Annotated in this window: 17 protein-coding genes; 8 read left to right on the top strand and 9 right to left on the bottom strand. The window is 60.0% G+C overall.

Going from position 1 to position 16,104, the window contains the following annotated elements:
* Positions 1–20: 20 nt before the first annotated feature.
* The gene (locus tag NOM67_RS19270; RefSeq protein ID WP_156854690.1) at positions 21–920 is read right to left on the bottom strand and encodes a chemotaxis protein; all 900 of its coding nucleotides are present in this window, start codon (positions 918–920) and stop codon (positions 21–23) included.
* A 158-nt stretch (positions 921–1,078) separates the two neighbouring features.
* Positions 1,079–1,729, bottom strand: coding sequence for a hypothetical protein (locus tag NOM67_RS19265; RefSeq protein ID WP_156854692.1), 651 nt, complete (start codon positions 1,727–1,729; stop codon positions 1,079–1,081).
* 39 nt (positions 1,730–1,768) lie between these two features.
* On the opposite strand from NOM67_RS19265, the gene NOM67_RS19260 reads away from it, so the two are divergent.
* Positions 1,769–1,972 (top strand): YheV family putative zinc ribbon protein, encoded by a 204-nt coding sequence (locus NOM67_RS19260; RefSeq protein ID WP_033114610.1) that lies wholly within the window; start codon positions 1,769–1,771, stop codon positions 1,970–1,972.
* A 143-nt stretch (positions 1,973–2,115) separates the two neighbouring features.
* The gene (slyD, locus tag NOM67_RS19255; RefSeq protein ID WP_255939405.1) at positions 2,116–2,796 is read left to right on the top strand and encodes a peptidylprolyl isomerase; all 681 of its coding nucleotides are present in this window, start codon (positions 2,116–2,118) and stop codon (positions 2,794–2,796) included.
* Between the two features lie 82 nt (positions 2,797–2,878).
* On the opposite strand, the gene NOM67_RS19250 is transcribed toward slyD, so the two are convergent.
* Both NOM67_RS19250 and NOM67_RS19245 read right to left on the bottom strand, forming a co-directional pair.
* Positions 2,879–3,094, bottom strand: a complete 216-nt coding sequence (locus NOM67_RS19250) for a SlyX family protein (RefSeq protein WP_071914639.1) — start codon at positions 3,092–3,094, stop codon at positions 2,879–2,881.
* A 14-nt stretch (positions 3,095–3,108) separates the two neighbouring features.
* Positions 3,109–4,077 (bottom strand): WD40 repeat domain-containing protein, encoded by a 969-nt coding sequence (locus NOM67_RS19245; RefSeq protein ID WP_156854696.1) that lies wholly within the window; start codon positions 4,075–4,077, stop codon positions 3,109–3,111.
* A gap of 118 nt (positions 4,078–4,195) precedes the next feature.
* Here NOM67_RS19245 and fkpA point away from each other — a divergent pair, with 118 nt between their 5' ends.
* Together fkpA and NOM67_RS19235 are read left to right on the top strand one after the other, a co-directional pair.
* On the top strand, positions 4,196–4,990 hold the full coding sequence (fkpA, locus tag NOM67_RS19240) for an FKBP-type peptidyl-prolyl cis-trans isomerase (protein WP_033114614.1): 795 nt from the start codon (positions 4,196–4,198) through the stop codon (positions 4,988–4,990).
* A gap of 150 nt (positions 4,991–5,140) precedes the next feature.
* Positions 5,141–6,547 carry a sigma-54 dependent transcriptional regulator gene (locus NOM67_RS19235; protein WP_255939401.1) on the top strand — a complete coding sequence of 469 codons (1,407 nt, stop codon included), beginning with the start codon at positions 5,141–5,143 and terminating at the stop codon, positions 6,545–6,547.
* Positions 6,548–6,603: 56 nt separating this feature from the next.
* On the opposite strand, the gene NOM67_RS19230 is transcribed toward NOM67_RS19235, so the two are convergent.
* The 3 genes from NOM67_RS19230 to NOM67_RS19220 all read right to left on the bottom strand — a co-directional run bounded on the left by NOM67_RS19230 (position 6,604) and on the right by NOM67_RS19220 (position 8,437).
* Positions 6,604–7,473, bottom strand: a complete 870-nt coding sequence (locus tag NOM67_RS19230; protein WP_156854698.1) for a tetratricopeptide repeat protein — start codon at positions 7,471–7,473, stop codon at positions 6,604–6,606.
* A 113-nt stretch (positions 7,474–7,586) separates the two neighbouring features.
* Complete coding sequence (locus tag NOM67_RS19225; RefSeq protein WP_255939399.1) at positions 7,587–7,922, bottom strand: hypothetical protein; 336 nt, start codon at positions 7,920–7,922, stop codon at positions 7,587–7,589.
* Positions 7,923–8,092: 170 nt separating this feature from the next.
* Positions 8,093–8,437, bottom strand: coding sequence for a DUF2956 domain-containing protein (locus tag NOM67_RS19220; protein ID WP_156854700.1), 345 nt, complete (start codon positions 8,435–8,437; stop codon positions 8,093–8,095).
* A 259-nt stretch (positions 8,438–8,696) separates the two neighbouring features.
* On the opposite strand from NOM67_RS19220, the gene ushA reads away from it, so the two are divergent.
* A complete protein-coding gene (gene ushA / locus NOM67_RS19215) occupies positions 8,697–10,421 on the top strand; it encodes a bifunctional UDP-sugar hydrolase/5'-nucleotidase UshA (protein ID WP_255939396.1) in 1,725 nt (574 codons plus the stop codon).
* 469 nt (positions 10,422–10,890) lie between these two features.
* Here ushA and NOM67_RS19210 read toward each other — a convergent pair whose 3' ends face one another.
* Complete coding sequence (locus NOM67_RS19210; RefSeq protein WP_209297065.1) at positions 10,891–11,751, bottom strand: Tim44 domain-containing protein; 861 nt, start codon at positions 11,749–11,751, stop codon at positions 10,891–10,893.
* A gap of 363 nt (positions 11,752–12,114) precedes the next feature.
* Here NOM67_RS19210 and dnaB point away from each other — a divergent pair, with 363 nt between their 5' ends.
* The 3 genes from dnaB to NOM67_RS19195 all read left to right on the top strand — a co-directional run bounded on the left by dnaB (position 12,115) and on the right by NOM67_RS19195 (position 15,193).
* Positions 12,115–13,509: a replicative DNA helicase gene (gene dnaB / locus NOM67_RS19205; protein WP_041210543.1), complete on the top strand. Its 1,395-nt coding sequence runs from the start codon at positions 12,115–12,117 to the stop codon at positions 13,507–13,509.
* 191 nt (positions 13,510–13,700) lie between these two features.
* On the top strand, positions 13,701–14,774 hold the full coding sequence (alr, locus tag NOM67_RS19200; RefSeq protein WP_255939391.1) for an alanine racemase: 1,074 nt from the start codon (positions 13,701–13,703) through the stop codon (positions 14,772–14,774).
* Positions 14,774–15,193 carry a secondary thiamine-phosphate synthase enzyme YjbQ gene (locus NOM67_RS19195; RefSeq protein WP_111901205.1) on the top strand — a complete coding sequence of 140 codons (420 nt, stop codon included), beginning with the start codon at positions 14,774–14,776 and terminating at the stop codon, positions 15,191–15,193. The genes alr and NOM67_RS19195 overlap by 1 nt, the downstream gene beginning before the upstream one ends.
* A 120-nt stretch (positions 15,194–15,313) precedes the next feature.
* Here NOM67_RS19195 and pepE read toward each other — a convergent pair whose 3' ends face one another.
* Positions 15,314–16,051: a dipeptidase PepE gene (gene pepE / locus NOM67_RS19190; protein WP_255939387.1), complete on the bottom strand. Its 738-nt coding sequence runs from the start codon at positions 16,049–16,051 to the stop codon at positions 15,314–15,316.
* Positions 16,052–16,104 lie beyond the last annotated feature (53 nt).

Genomic DNA, 16,104 nt, shown 5'->3' with positions numbered 1-16,104 from the left:
GGCTGCCCGCCGGATGGGGATCAGACCAGCAGTTTGTCGTGGTGCTCGGCACCGCGCAGCATGGCCTGGATCAGCTCATTGGCCTCAAACTTGGTCAGCGCCTCGTGGGCGCCCACCTGATGGGCACGTTCGACGCTGATTTCGCTCGAGAGGGAGGTGTGCAAAATGATGTAGGCGCCAGCCAGCTTGCTGTCGCTTTGCACCTCGAAGGCGAGCTCGTAGCCATCGAGCCCCGGCATCTCGATATCGCTCACCAGAATGTCGATCGGTGTTTTCTGGCTTGCTCGCTCCTGCATCAGGGCCAGCGCGTCCTTGCCGTTGGTGCTCACCTCATAGGGGATATTGATGTAGTCGAGCGCCGCCATCAGCTGACGACGGGCGACGGAGGAGTCATCTACCAGCAGGATCCGCATCGGCTTGATCCGTTCGCGCTGCACATCGGTCAGCACCGGATAGAGGTGGCTCGGGTCATCGGGGTAGACCCGCGACAGGATAAGTTCGACGTCCAGCAGCTGGATCAGCTGATCGTTGACCCGGGTTACCCCGGTCACAAAGACGTTGTGACCCAGCGAAGCGGGAGGGGGCTCGATATCGCGCCAGTTGCACTCGGTGATCTTGTCGATACCGCGCACCAGAAAACCGACCAGAGTGCGGCGGCAGTCGGTAATGATGATGAAGCAGTGGGGCATCTCCTCCCTGCTGATGGGGCGATAGCCCACCGCCATCGCCATGTCGATCACCGGAATGGTGGAACCGCGCATGTTGGCTGCCCCCAGCACGGTGGGGTGAGAGTGGGGCATGGCCGTCAGCTGGGTATAGGGCACTATCTCCTTCACCTTGAGAGTGCCGATGGCAAAAGATTGCTTGGCAGAGAGATGAAACAGCAACATGCCCTGTGATTGATTGGCTTTGCTCGTCATGGCAGGTGTCCTGTTGGTCGAAACTGTGGCTGTCATTTCTGGCCTCTAGCATAAAGGATTACGGGGGCGATGGCCCCTTTGTTAACGGCCATCTGGCAAAAAGCTGGACTCAATCAGCCAAGATTTTAGCTCATTGGCTCCGGACGGCCCTATTCCCCCTAATCTTGTACCACTCCCCAGCGCTGGCAGGCAGCTTGCAGTGTGGCCTCATCGCCATAACCCAGTTTGTTGGCGACCTGAGCGGCTTTGCTGCCCCCCTTGAGCAGTCTGAGTGCCTGCAGCAGTTGCCACTGTTGTTGCAGCTCTTCCCCTGCCTGCGGTGCATCGCCACGTTGCTGCCACTCTGCCAGGGCTTGTGCGTCGCCGCGGGCCAAAGCCTGCCAGCATTGCTGCAGCGCTTCATTATCTTGTGGCTGGATGGTGCACTGCTGCAACTCATCGAGGATCACCTGCAGGCGTTGGCCATAGGCCCCTTGCCACTCTTGCGGCCGTTGCCACAGGGCAAGGGAGTCGAGCAGAGCATTGAGCAGGGGCGTGGCTTGCAGCCAGCCTGCCTGCTGCGGCTGGGTTACGCGCAAAGAGACGTTCAGCTGATCGTAATCACAACCGCTGAGCGGGCTGAAGGCGGCCAGTGCATCGGCACAGAGCCAGAAGCAGCTGCCAGCCGGCAGCAGGAGTTCATGCTGACCAAGTCTCAGCAGCGCCGCACCCCGGGTGATCCGCAGCAGTTGTCCGACCGGCGTGCGTTTGCGGTTGCCAGCCTGCAGGCCGTGACAGGAAAAATGGTGATACTCGATGGCGTGATGCATGTAAAAACCCTGATATGATGCTGCCTGGAGGTAACAAATATGGAAACCAGACGTAAAAAACGCTTCATTGCCGGTGCGGTTTGCCCGGCGTGCGGCAAGTTGGACAACATGATGCTGTATATGGAGCATGGAGTCGAGAAGGTGACCTGCGTCGCGTGCGGTGATACCCAGGTGCAGACGCCGGAAGAGGTGGAGCGGGTAACCCGTGAAGCCGAAGAGGTGATCGGCGTATTTCGTCCCTGATAGCCCTGAAGAGTGCAGGGCGTTGTTGCCCAAACTGGTGGCATCGCCGATTTTTTCATCGCCCGCTGACGGGGCATGGCATATGCGTGGCCCACTTTTTAGGTTATTCTGGGCCCGTTTTTTTCTATCCGCAGGATCCTGACATGAAAGTAGCTCCTCTGAGCGTGGTTACGCTGGAATACACAGTCACCGACGAGCACGGTGAAGTCATCGACAGCACTGTCGGCAAAGAGCCGCTGGTCTATCTGCACGGTACCCGTTATCTGGTTTCCGGCCTCGAAGCCGAGCTGGAGGGTCGTGCGGTAGGTGAAGCCTTCGAAGTGACCCTGACCCCGAGCCAGGCCTACGGCGAATACGACGAGTCTCTGGTGCAGGAAGTGCCGGGCGAGCTGTTCGACGGCATGGAAGTCTCCGAAGGGGATACTTTCGTGGCTGAAACCGACGATGGCCATCGTCCGGTGACTGTAGTTGAAGTGTCTGAAGAGTTCGTCAAGGTAGATGGCAACCATCCGCTGGCTGGCGTGACCTTGGGCTTCAAGGTCGAGATCAAGGACGTGCGCGCTGCCACTGCCGAAGAGCTGGCTCACGGCCACGTTCACGGTGCCGGCGGTTGCGGTCACGACCATGGTCATGACCACGATCACGGCCATGGCGGTTGCTGCGGTGGTCACGGTCACGACCACGACGAAGAGCACGCTCACGGCGGTTGCTGTGGCGGTGCCGGTCACAGCCACGATCATGACCACGGCGACGATCATGGTCATGGCGGCTGCTGCGGTGGTGGCGGTGGTGGCGGTTGTGGTGGCAAGGGCCATCACCACTGATCACGGCCACGCCGATGATAAAAAACCCGCGATTTATCGCGGGTTTTTTATTGGACAACATTTGCCGGGCAGACGGCGCTCATCAGTAGTGAGGAGGCGGGGTCTCTTCGGCCATGCTGGCGATCTGGCTCGGTTGCACGCTCTTGAGCTTGTCGACCAGCAGCTGGATCTGGTGCTTGAGCCGGTCGAGCTCACGCCCCTGGGTGGTGACCTCGTCGTTGAGCAGCTCTATGGTGTACTCCGCATAGGCGAGACGGGTTTCCAGGGTTTCGATGCGTTCGTTTAAATGCTGACTCATGGGCCTGCGGGTCCTTACTTGATGGTCCAGATTTCGGCCAGGCCACTGGAGCTGGCGCTGACAAGGTGGCTATTGTCGCGCAAAGCCACGCCGTAGACCACTGCACTGGGCGGTTTTACCTTGGGATGGGGCGAAACCAGCCAGCTCTGCAACAGGGCGCCATCGTTCACCTGCCATAGCGAGAGTTGGCGGGAGGGGGCGCCGGTGATGAGCCATTTGCCGTCATTGGCGAAGCGTGCGCTGGTGTAGACCTCGAATCGGTGTCCGAATTGCAGCTGGCTCACCTCTTTGCCGGTTTTCAGATCCCAGATGCTGCCCCGGCTGCTGTCCGCGGTGAAGGCGTAGCGACCGCTCGGCTCCAGCCGTGCCATTACCACCCGGCCGCCATGGTTGAAGCGCCAGACCACCTGACCGCTGCGGGTATCCCACAGATAGGCGCTGTAGTCATTGCCGCCGGTCAGGGCGTAGCGGCCGTTGGCGGAGAGATCCACCGTATTGATCTGCTCGGTGTGACCGAGAAACTGCAGGCGCCGTCCGGTTTGGGTGTCGACCCACTCCGCTTTGCCATCTTCACGTCCGATCAGCACATTGCGTCCATCTGCCGAGAGGGCAATATCCCTCAGCCTGGATTCAGGAAGCGAGTAGTAGCCTTGCGATTGGCCGTTCTGGAGCTGCCAGATGGCAAAGGTGGTGGCTGTGGCGGTCACGGCGTGACTATCCCCTTGCGCAAAACGGACGATGGAGACCAGATCATCGGGGGAGCCGGATTGTTTCCAGCGCCAGTGCTGGCGGTTCTGCTCCAGATCCCAGACCACGACCCCCTGGCCGAGGCTGGAGACGATGGCCTGCTTGCCGTCACTGGCCAGATCGGCGGCCAGCAGACCCGAGCTGGCGAGGGAAAGTTGCCGGTCTGGTCGGGCACTCTGCTCGCAGCCGGTGAGCATGAGGCAGAGGCCTAGCAGATAAATGGCACTTTTTATCATTTTTGATGTCTCACGCTTTTGTTACCTGCAATCACGGCGTTAGTATAAGGCGCTTATCACGATAAACCTCTCATTTCACGATGGAACCGAGAGCGGTATTTGGAGTTTGGAGAAACTGATGAACAAATTTCTGAAGGTGTCCCTGTTGGCTGCGGCGGTTGCCGTAGGTCTGACTGCTTGCCAAAAAGACGAGAAGCCGGCTGCCAATAGCGCCGAGGTGAAGGCAGAGGCCAGCAAACCGGCAGCGTCTACCAAGGCGCAGAGCTTTGAAGAGCAATCCGGTTACGCCATCGGCCTCTCCATGGGTCGCTACATTGCCAACACCCTGGAGCGCCAGCAGGAGCTGGGTATCAAGCTGGACAACGCCGTCATCCTGAAAGGGGTCACCGATGGTCTGGGCAAAGAAGCCAAGATGACCGACGAAGAGATCCAGAAAGTACTGCAGCAGTACGACGCCAAGATCAACGAGCTGACCAAGGCCAAAGCCGAGAAAGATGCCGTTGAGAATCTGAAGAAAGGTGAAGAGTTCCTGGCCGCCAACGCCAAGAAAGAGGGCGTGAAGAGCACCGAATCCGGCCTGCAGTATCAGGTCGAGAAGATGGGCACTGGCGCGAAGCCGAAAGCGACCGACATCGTCAAGGTTCACTACACCGGTACTCTGACCGATGGCACCAAGTTCGACAGCTCCGTTGACCGTGGCGAGCCGGCAACCTTCCCGCTCAACCAGGTTATCCCGGGCTGGACCGAAGGCGTACAGCTGATGCCGGTTGGCTCCAAGTTCAAGTTCTTCCTGCCGTCCAAGCTGGCCTACGGCGAGCACGGTGCTGGCTCCATCCCGGCTAACGCCGTGCTGGTGTTTGACGTCGAACTGCTGGCTATCGAGAAGCCGGCTGCAGAAGACGCCAAGAAGTAATTCCTTTGTATCGATGAAAACGGCTCCTTAAGGAGCCGTTTTTACTTGTGCATCCTCTCGTTTCGCGGGATAAACTGAGAGCATTGCGCATGGGATATCAGCGGTAGCGCTAAAAATAAAGAACAAAATCAATTAACAAGGATCAATCCTGTGGCTGAGAACGCACCCCGTGTCCTGTTGGTGGAAGATACCCGGAGTCTGGCTGTAGTTTATGAGCAGTACCTGCGCCAGGATGGCTATGAGGTGGTGCTGGCCGATTGCGGACAGCAGGCGCTGGAGGTGTTGCTGGCGAGCCCCCCTCCGGTGGTGCTGCTCGACCTTGAGTTGCCCGACATGTCGGGCATGGAGATCCTGCAACAGATCACCGAACAGCAGCTCCCCTGCGCCGTGGTGGTGATCACCGCCCACGGCTCGGTGGATGTGGCGGTGGAGGCGATGCGTCTCGGTGCCTTCGACTTTCTGACCAAGCCGTTTGACAGCAAGCGGCTCTGCGCCACAGCCCGCAATGCCTTGAAACACCAGCAGTTGAGCTCGCTGGTTGCTCACTATCGCGAGAACTTCGAGCGGCAATCCTTCTTCGGTTTTATCGGTGCCTCCATGGCGATGCAGGCGGTTTATCGCATCATCGAGAGCGCGGCGCCGAGCAAGGCGACCGTCTTTATTACCGGCGAGAGCGGTACCGGCAAGGAGGTGTGCGCCGAGGCGATCCACCAGTGCAGCCCGCGCCGCGAGCAGCCCTTTATCGCCCTCAACTGTGCCGCCATACCCCACGACCTGATGGAGAGCGAGATCTTCGGCCATGTGAAGGGCTCCTTTACCGGTGCCCAGGGCGATCGCAAAGGGGCAGCCAGTCTGGCGGACGGTGGCACCCTGTTTCTCGACGAGATCTGCGAGATGGATCTCGACCTGCAGAGCAAGCTGCTGCGCTTTATCCAGACCGGCACCTTGCAGCGGGTCGGCAGCGGCAAACTGGAGACCGTGGATGTGCGCTTTATCTGCGCCACCAACCGGGATCCCCTGCTGGAAGTGAAAGCGGGCCGTTTTCGCGAGGATCTCTACTACCGGCTCCACGTCATCCCCCTCTATCTGCCGCCGCTCAGGGATCGGGGCGAGGATATTCTGCTGCTGGCCCGCAGCCTGCTGCAGAATTATGCGAAAGAGGAGAACAAGCGCTTTCGCGACTTCGATGCCGCCGCGGCGCGGGTGCTGCTTGACTACCCCTGGCCCGGCAACGTGCGCGAGCTGCAGAACGTGGTGCGCAATATCGTCGTGCTCAATGACAAGGAGCTGGTCAGCCCGGATATCCTGCCACCGCCCCTCAATGGTGTGCGGGCTCTGGCTGTTGCAACGACAGCTGACCAGCAACCCGCAGCGACAGCTACCACTCCCGCAGTTGGCGGGCCGATCCGGCCGCTCTGGCTGGTGGAAAAAGAGGTGATAGAGCAGGCCATCGCCAGCTGTGACGGCAATATTCCCAAGGCGGCGGCGCTGCTGGAGATAAGCCCCTCCACCATCTATCGCAAGAAGCAGGGGTGGGAAGAGGCCAATCTGGCCTGAACCAGCTCGCCAAAAGAGAAGGGCGGCCAGAGAGCCGCCCTTCTCTTTTGCGTCGTTCAGAGTTTGGCTAGGCGTTTGAGCCGGGCTAGCCGTTCCGCTTCATGGCTCTTGCTCCAGCTATCGCGCGAGAGCAGAAACCAGGCACGGGCAAAGTATTCGGCCGCTGCCGGATCATCCAGCGCCAGCGCATTCTCCCCCAGCTCCTCGAACAGATCGCCATCTTCCGCAGCGCCGGCGTCGCTCATATCGGCTTTAAGCTGGGTCAGCTCGGCCATCGCTTGTTGATGCAGACCCATGGCCCGGCTCAGGCGGGCCAGACTCCAGCGGGCGATAAAAGCCTTTTTCTGCTCCTGATGCGTTTCATGCCAGCTCAGACACTTCTGTTGCAGCGCTTTTGCCTCCTCAAATCGCCCCAGCTCGAACAGGGTCCAGCCCAGATTATGGTAAATGGCAGGTAGCCAGCTGCGCACCCGCTCATCCGGGCTGCGCTCGGCCAGCTCCATCCCCAACTGATGCCAGCGGCTCTGCTCTGGCGGCGGTACCGTCATGGCCACCATCTGGGCCGCATCAATGGCGAGATAGAGCTCCTTGCTCTTGAGCCCCTGTTGCCAGGCCTGCTCAAACTGCGCTTTGGCCTGACTCTGATCGCCAGCGGCATGGAACAGGCGGCCCCGCTCGATATGCAATCTGACCCGGGCTCTGGGGGTTGCCCCGGTGAGGCGCTTCTCTACGTCATCAAGGGTCTGTCTGGCTTGCTCTGGCTGGTGTTGCAGAGCGAGGGTGCGGGCAATCTGGGTCAGCAGCTCCAGCTCGAGCTGCAAATCCTGGTCGGCGCGCGCTACGGGCAGCAGGGCATCGAAGCGCTGGGCAGTGGCGACGGGATCCTGATAGTCCCATAGCGCCATGAAATCGGGCGGATTCTCCATCTGGCCTCCTGGCTGGCGATCCTTGCACCAAGATGCCTGCAGGTTATTGATTGCACAAGGGGCGCTCGTCACAGAGCGCCCCTTGAGTCATGTCAGCGTCAGCGGCCAGCCGGTCAGTAGACCATGGCCAGGCTCATCAGCATCAGGCCGAGGGCGGCAAAGGCTCCCTCCTTGATGGCCAGACGTGGCACCAGTGCCTTGGGCAGGCCCGGAAACAGGCTCAGGGCAAAGCCAAGGCCCGGCATCAACCAGTGGAAGGCGGGATTGCGCAGGGCGGGATCGGCGGCGCCATTGATGATGCTCAGCAGAATAAAGAGGGTAAAGGCGGGCAGAATAAACCAGCGCACTGTGCCAGCGGCAACGGCCCGCAGCGGCGAGATGCGATAGAGCAGCATGGTCACCAGAAAGAGCACAAAGGGGGCCAGCAGGTAGAGCGGAGCGGGGTTCATAACGAATTTCCTGAAAACAGATGACCAGACAGTCTGGGTTGGCAATAGCTTGGTTGGCAACAGCTTGGGCTGGGGCAAACAGAGGCGGGATTTAATCAGCCTTCAATTAGCCTGACCAGCCTGATGGCCCTGCTCTGTGAAGCGGATCCCGGACAAAGGTTTGCGGCCTTTTAGCGCAACCACAACCAGACGGCGACAAAGCCGAGCCAGCTGGCGGCCAGCAGGGCCCATGGCAGCGGATGGTGGCGAGTGACCTCGATGACCTCAAGGGCTTCATCCTGTTCGTCGTCTTGCTGCGCTTGCAGGCTCTGCTTCGCTTTGGTCTGCAGCTTCTTCTGGCGACTGGCTTCGCGAGCCCGCGCCTTCATCTGCTTTTTATACTCGTCGATCCCTTTCTGGATCCCCTGGGCGATAAGCTGGGTCTGCTCCTTGGTCTGCCCCGGCTTCTGGTTGGCGCGGGCAATTTTCATCGCCTCCTGCTGGGTCTCGGGGGAAATCTTGTCGTACTTGGCCATCAACACACTCCTCGGGCATAGGGGAGGGAGTATGCCATAAAACCGCGTTTCGTGGGGCTAGGTCAGGTATGGCTGCAAATGAGAAACACCTCAATAAAAGCATTTAAAAATCAGCAGCAAAGGGTAAGTTTGGCCGTCGATCACAATTAACAACATTTGTGAGTCGCTGATGAAAATTTCTTCTTCGTTGTTTGTTATATTTGGGCCCGACCTGCTGGATAGGGTCACTAAATAACAAAACAATCAAGGTGATATGGAAATGAATAATAACGTTATCAAAGGCAGCGTGGCCCTGGCCGTGCTGGCGGCACTGACGGGTTGCAATATCTCCAAAAACGACAGCGTTGCACCCTGCACCGAAAATGTCTGCAAACTGACCATTCTGCATACCAACGATACCCACGGCCGTTTCTGGAACAACGCGGAAAACGAATATGGCATGGCAGCCCAGAAGACGCTGGTCGAACGGCTGCGTAGCGAGGCCAAGGCGGCTGGCAGCAATGTGCTGGTGCTCTCCGGCGGTGACGTGAATACCGGGGTTCCCGAGTCGGATCTGCAGGATGCCGAACCCGACTTCATGGCGATGAACAGCATCCGCTACGACGCCATGGCGGTGGGCAACCACGAATTCGACAACCCCCTCAGCGTGATCGAGAAGCAGCGCAAGTGGGCCAAGTTCCCCATGCTCTCCGCCAACATCTATGACAAGGCGAGTGGCAAGCACTACTTCGACCCCTACAAGGTGTTCAAGCTGGAGAACGGTCTCAAGGTCGCCGTGCTGGGCCTGACTACCGAGGATACCGCCCAGCTGGTGGATCCCGACAACGTGAAAACTCTGGAGTTTCGCGATCCGACCACGGAAGCGGCCAAGCTGGGCAAGCAGATCCGTGACAAGAAGGAGGCCAATCTGGTCTTCGCCATCACCCACATGGGCCACTATGCCGATGGCCAGCACGGCAGCAACGCGCCGGGCGATGTGGAGATGGCTCGCAAGCTGCCGGCCGGCACCCTGGATGCCATTATCGGCGGCCACTCCCAGAATCCGGTCTGCATGGAGCCGGGTACCGCCAACAAGTACGCCAACTTCAAGCCGGGTGATGCCTGCCTGCCGGATCAGCAGAATGGCACCTGGATCATGCAGGCCCATGAGTGGGGCAAATATGTGGGTCGTGCCCAGTTTGACTACCAGAATGGCAAGCTGACCCTGACCAGCTATGAGCTGATCCCGGTCAACCTCATCAAGCGCAACGCCAAGGGCGAGCCGATCGATGCCAACGGTGTCGTGACCAAAGACCCGGCCAAGATGCAGTTCGTGCAGGACGAGATCGTGAAGGATCCCGAGCTCTACAATACCCTGCTCACCTATCAGGAGAAGGGTCAGCAAGAGCTGAATGTCGTCATTGGCTCGACAGATGGCTTGCTGGTGGGGGATCGCAACTCGGTGCGCAACAAGCAGACCAACCTTGGCCGCCTGATCACGACGGCGACCACCGGCAAGCTGGGCGTTGACTTCGGTATCGTCAACTCCGGCGGTGTGCGTGACAGCATCCCGGACGGCGACATTACCTATCGCAGCGTGCTGCTGGTGCACCCCTTTGGCAATACGGTCAACAAGGCGGTGATGAAGGGGAGCGAGCTGGCGACCTATCTGGGCCAGGTTGCCACCAAAACCCGTAACACCGGTGGTTACGCCCAGTTTGGCGGCATCAATATGGCGGTGGATTGCCAGGCCAAGAGCGTGAATATCACCAGCATCGGTGGCAAGGCGTTTGACCCGGCAGCCACTTACAGCTTCGCCATCCCGAGCTTCAGTGCCTCCGGTGGCGATGGCTATCCGAAGATCGATACCATCAACGCTGGCCTGGTCGATGCTGCCGTGCTGAAGGAGTACATCGAGGTCAAGAAGACCATCAACGTTGCTGACTATCAGCCGGCCAACGAGGTGAGCTATCTGAACTCTACTTCTGCAGAAGGGTGCAACTAAGCATCCTTGCATAGCCATCACAGGAGCCGTACTTGGCGGCGCCATTCAAACAGATCCCCGGGCCTTGCCCGGGGATTTTTTTATCTTGTGACGATGAGCTGAGCCGGTTAGGCACCGGCTGCCCGGTACTTGGTATCCCTGCTACAAGGCGCTTTTCCCTTTATCCTGCCGCCCACACTCGACGCTTCCCGCTCTGCGACCTATTGGCTGGATCGGCCATATCCCCTTGAGGGGTCGCTGGCAGCGCTAAAGGCACAAGGGGATGCGCATCCTGCCACTATAAATTTAATTTATAGGTTTTGCTGAAATGGCATCGCTTTGACTTATACCAAACCGGTGGCAGAAGAGAGGCTCTGCCAGATCCGTTTATTGGCCCTGACAAGCCTCCCTCCGATTTTTGTGGTGATAGAGTGAGCAAAAAAAGAGGCAGCCGGATGGCTGCCTCTGCGGTTTTTCATGAACGCTGCGATTACAGCTGCTCGATACCAACGATATGCCAGGGGGCATTGTTTTTGGCCAGATCGCGCTCGAGGTGCCACACCTCTTTGATGTCCTCCTCGACCTGCTCCTGACGGTCCATGTAGCGGCCGCTGAAGCGCACGCTCACCTGAGCCCAGTCGCTGCCGTAGTCGGCGCGCACCAGCTGGGTATCCACATACATCACTTCGGTATGCTGGTCGCCAGTCAGTTCGGCTCGCTCGGCCTTGAGCTGCTCGAACAGCTCCGGGCTGACGTATTCACGCACTTTTTCCAGATCGTTCTTGTTCCACGCCTCTTGCAGGGTGCGGTAGTGGTCACGGGCACCGGCCAGGAAGCCGTTCATGTCAAAGCCTGGCGGCAGGCGGAACGGCACATCGCTGTCGGCAAAGCCGGTCGCTTGCGGGGCGCTGTGGCTCTGCTCGAACTGCTGCGGGGCTGCGCTCTGGGGCGGCTGATAACCGGCATAGGCCGTCTGTTGCGGTTGTGGCGCTCCCATCTTGCCCCGGCGCATGGCCCGGAACAGGAAGACGGCACCCAGTGCCAGCAGGGCGATCAGCAGGAAGTCCATCCCTTGCAGACCTTCAAAGGCGCCGCTGCCCAGCAGGTAGGCAAACAGGCCACCGGCCAGCAGACCGCCCAGCAGACCACCCATCATGCCGCTCTTCTTCGGCGGGGTCTGGGCATTCAGGGTCGGGTTCTTGTTGTCGACCGGTTTGGCCGCAGGCTGTGCCGGCGCTGTCTTGTAACTTTTGCCAAAGGATTTGCCGCCACCAAACTTCTTGGCCTCGGCGTGCGGTGCCCCCAGGCCGATGGCCAGGATCATGGCAAACAGGGTCAGCATCTTTTTCATTTTGACTCTTTCACTCTCGTCTGTAGTTGGGGCATGCTCTGCTTAGGCAAGCTCAGCAAGGCGCATGGCAGGCTGCCTGTCCCTAAATGTGTCGCAGCTTGTGCCGATAAGTACCATGACAGGCATGAATTATTCATGAACGAATTACCACCTCGGGTGGGTCTCGATGTCAGGAGTGTGCAGCATGAAAAGCAGACGATTGAGCCGCAAAGAGCGCAAGATGCGCAGCAAAACCAGAAGCAGCAAGAGCGAACAGACCCTGGTCTGGCCCTTTATGATGGTATGAGCCGCCAGATAGGGCTCGCCGTAGTTGGCTTTCTTTTGTAAAATTCCCGTCCCCTTCCCGCTGCGGTTTTTATGTGTATGGCAGAGCAAGTGACGGCGAAAAAAGACGCCAAGACACAACAGCTGAAAGTTCCCCCCCACTCTTTTGAGGCCGAACAGTCCGTACTGGGCGGCCTGATGCTGGATAACGACGCCTGGGATCGGGTCGCCGAGCGGGTGATCGACAAGGATTTCTACAGCCGTCCGCACCGGTTGATCTTCCAGGCCATGACCCGCCTCTCCAACGCGGGCAACCCCATCGACCTCATCACCCTGCAGGAGGAGCTGGAGCGCTCCGAACAGCTGGAGGAGGCAGGTGGCTTCGCCTATCTGGTGGAGATCGCCAAGAACACCCCGAGTGCCGCCAATATCAACGCCTACGCCGAAATCGTGCGCGAGCGGGCGGTAGTGCGGGAGATGATCTCGGTCGCCAACGAGATCGTCGAAGCGGGCTACGAGCCACAGGGCCGTACCTCCAACGACCTGCTCGATCTGGCCGAGAGCAAGGTATTCCAGATCGCCGAGCAGCGCACCAGCGCCAACGAAGGCCCCCAGCCGCTCAAGCTGATCCTCGAGCAGACCGTCGACAAGATTGAAGAGCTGTTCAAGACCCCGCACAACGGGGTGACCGGTGTATCCTCGGGCTACAACGATCTCGACAAGATGACCGCCGGCCTGCAGCGCTCGGATCTGGTCATCGTCGCCGCCCGTCCCTCCATGGGCAAGACCACCTTTGCCATGAACCTGTGCGAGCATGCGGCCCTCACCGCCGACAAGCCGGTGCTTATCTTCTCGCTGGAGATGCCCTCCGAGCAGATCATCATGCGTATGCTCGCCTCGGTGGGGCGTATCGACCAGACCAAGGTACGTACCGGTCAGCTCGACGACGAGGATTGGGCCCGTCTCTCCTCCACCATGGGGTTGCTGCTCGAGAAGGGCAAGATGTATATCGATGACTCCTCCGGCCTGACCCCGACCGAAGTGCGCTCCCGCGCCCGGCGGGTGGCGCGGGACAACGGCGGCATCAGCATGATCATGGTGGACTACCTGCAGCTGATGCGGGTTCCCAGCCTCTCCGACAACCGGACTCTGGAGATCGGTGAAATCTCCCGCTCCCTCAAGGCGCTGGCGAAAGAGCTGCAGTGCCCGGTGGTGGCGCTCTCCCAGCTCAACCGAAGTCTGGAACAGCGGGCCGACAAGCGTCCGGTCAACTCGGATCTTCGTGAATCGGGCTCCATCGAGCAGGATGCGGACTTGATCATGTTTATCTATCGTGATGAGGTTTATCACGATGACAGCCCTGACAAGGGGATTGCCGAGATCATCATCGGCAAGCAGCGTAACGGCCCCATCGGCAGGGTGCGTCTCACCTTCCAGGGCCAGTTCTCCCGGTTTGACAACTACGCCGGCCCGGCGTTTGACGACGATTATTGATGTAAACCCAAGGTGATGGCGGTTTCGTCATTACCACGACTGCCCTGATCGATAGCCAGTCATTGGCTGCCGCTCAGGGCCTGTTTTCCCGGTTCGACAATTATGCCGGTCCGGCCTTCGACGACGATAAGTGAGTGGCGGTCTTCTGCCCGATGAGGGGGAGACCATTTGTGCCCTCGTAAGGGAAAACCATGAAAGCGGCTACTGCCCAAATCAACACTGCGGCCTTGCGCCACAACCTCGCCGTGGTCAAGCGCCACGCTCCCGCTTGCAAGATCATCGCTGTGGTCAAGGCCAACGCCTATGGCCACGGACTGCTGCCGGTCGCCCGCACCCTGGTGGATGCGGATGCCTATGCGGTGGCCCGTATCGAAGAGGCGCTGATGCTGCGCTCCTGCGCCGTGGTCAAGCCCATCGTGCTGCTGGAGGGCTTCTTCTCCGCCGACGACCTGCCGGTGCTGGCGGCCAACAATCTGCAGACGGCGGTTCACACCTGGGAGCAGCTCGAAGCGCTGGAGCAGACCGAGCTGCCAGCCCCCGTGGTGGCCTGGCTCAAGCTCGACACCGGTATGCACCGGCTCGGGGTGCGGGCCGACGAGATGCCCGCCTTTATCGAGCGCCTCGGCAAGTGCAAGAACGTGGTGCAGCCGTTCAACATCATGACCCACTTCAGCCGCTCCGATGAGCTGGATCAGCCCACTACCCGCGAGCAGATTGACCTCTTCAGCCGTCTCACGGCACCGCTGGCGGGCGAGCGAGCCATGGCCAACTCGGCGGGTATTCTGGCCTGGCCGGACTCCCACTGCGACTGGGTGCGCCCCGGTGTCATCCTCTATGGCGTGTCGCCCTTCCCCAACACGGTGGCAGCCGATTACGATTTGCAGCCGGTGATGACCTTGAAGACCCAGCTGATTGCGGTGCGGGATCACAAGGCGGGCGAGCCGGTGGGCTACGGCGCCAACTGGGTGGCGGATCGCGATACCCGCCTTGGCGTGATCGCCATCGGCTACGGTGACGGCTATCCGCGCATGGCGCCCAACGGCACTTCCGTGCTGGTCAACGGCCGCATCGTGCCGCTGGTGGGGCGTGTCTCCATGGATATGAGCACCGTCGATCTGGGCCCGGGCGCGACCGACAAGCCCGGCGACGAGGCGGTACTGTGGGGCGAGGGGCTACCGGTGGAGCGGGTGGCCGACGAGATTGGCACCATCCCCTACGAACTCATCACCAAACTCACCTCCCGCGTCTTTATGGAGTACGTCTGATGTGGCAGCAGTGCCTGCTGGCTCTGAAGCCCCGTTCGCGGGGCTTTCATCTGGTGACGGACGAGCTGGTGGCCAAGCTGCCGATGCTGGCGGATTACCGGATTGGCATGGCGCACCTGCTGCTGCAACACACCTCCGCCTCGCTCACCCTCAACGAAAACTGCGATCCGAGCGTGCGCAGCGATATGGAGGCCCATCTGCACCGGTTGGCGCCGGAGGATGCCCCCTACTATCGCCACACCTATGAGGGGCCGGACGATATGCCTGCCCACATCAAATCTTCCCTGCTCGGGGTGAGCCTGCTGCTGCCGATCCGTGATGGTCAGCTGGCGCTCGGCACCTGGCAGGGGATCTGGCTTGGCGAGCATCGCGTCGATGGTGGCGCTCGCAAGGTACTGGTGACCCTGCAGGGTGAGTAATCAGGCTGCAACCAGCTGAAAGATGACGATAAAAATGAGGGATGGCATTGAGCCATCCCTCTGTCGTTTTTGCGGTTTCGCGAGCTATCCGCTGGCAAGTGGCGCGGCGCTCTGCGTGGCTCAGGCGACCTTGAAGGGGGTCAGTTCGGCCAGCGGGGTTGCGTCCATAAAGGCTTGCGGCTCCTGACCGTGTTTGAAGATCTTGAAGTCCTGCGCGCGGGCGCTCCAGTACTCCAGACGCTCGCTGCCGTTTTCTCCGGTGATTTGCAGCAGACTCGCTTCACGCAGGGCTACCACGTATTCGCTCGGGTTGATGGCGCAGAACTCGGCCAGACGCTCGTCGCGGGTCTCGCCCATGTGGCCGCTGATGCTGGCGTCCAGATAGTGCGGGTTGATCTGCAGCGGGAACAGACCCAGTGCGGGCAGCACGGCGGCACTGCAAACCGGCATGTCGTTGGTGGTACGGATGCTCGGGGTCGCCACGTTGCAACCGGCGCTCCAGCCCACATAGGGCACGCCCCGCTCGCGCACGGCACGCTGGATCGGCACGATCAGGCCGTTTTCGTGCAGCATTTGGTTGAGGCGCCAGGTATTGCCGCCGCTGATAAAGATGGCGTCGGCCTGATTGATGGCATCAACCGGATCATCGAAGTGGTGGATGCTGATGGCATCGACTCCCAGACTCTCCTGCAGCTCGTTGGCACGGGCATCCCAGTCGCTGCGGATCACCGCGTAGGGGATCAGCAGGATGCGCTTGACCTGTTTGCGCGCGAGCAGGCTTTGAACCCGATCCCGGGCCCAGCCGAGCAGACCCGGAAATTCGTTGGCTTTACCGTTGCTAAGCAGAAGCAGTTCCATCAAATCGTTCCTCAAAAAGTGAAAGCGGAGGAGAGGCCACCCCGGTTTGCCGT

Source organism: Aeromonas sp. SG16 (assembly GCF_024436135.1).
GTDB classification, from domain to species: Bacteria; Pseudomonadota; Gammaproteobacteria; order Enterobacterales; family Aeromonadaceae; genus Aeromonas; species Aeromonas jandaei.
The sequence above is the reverse complement of the archived record's forward strand: the minus strand, read 5'-3'. Positions and strand labels throughout refer to the sequence as shown.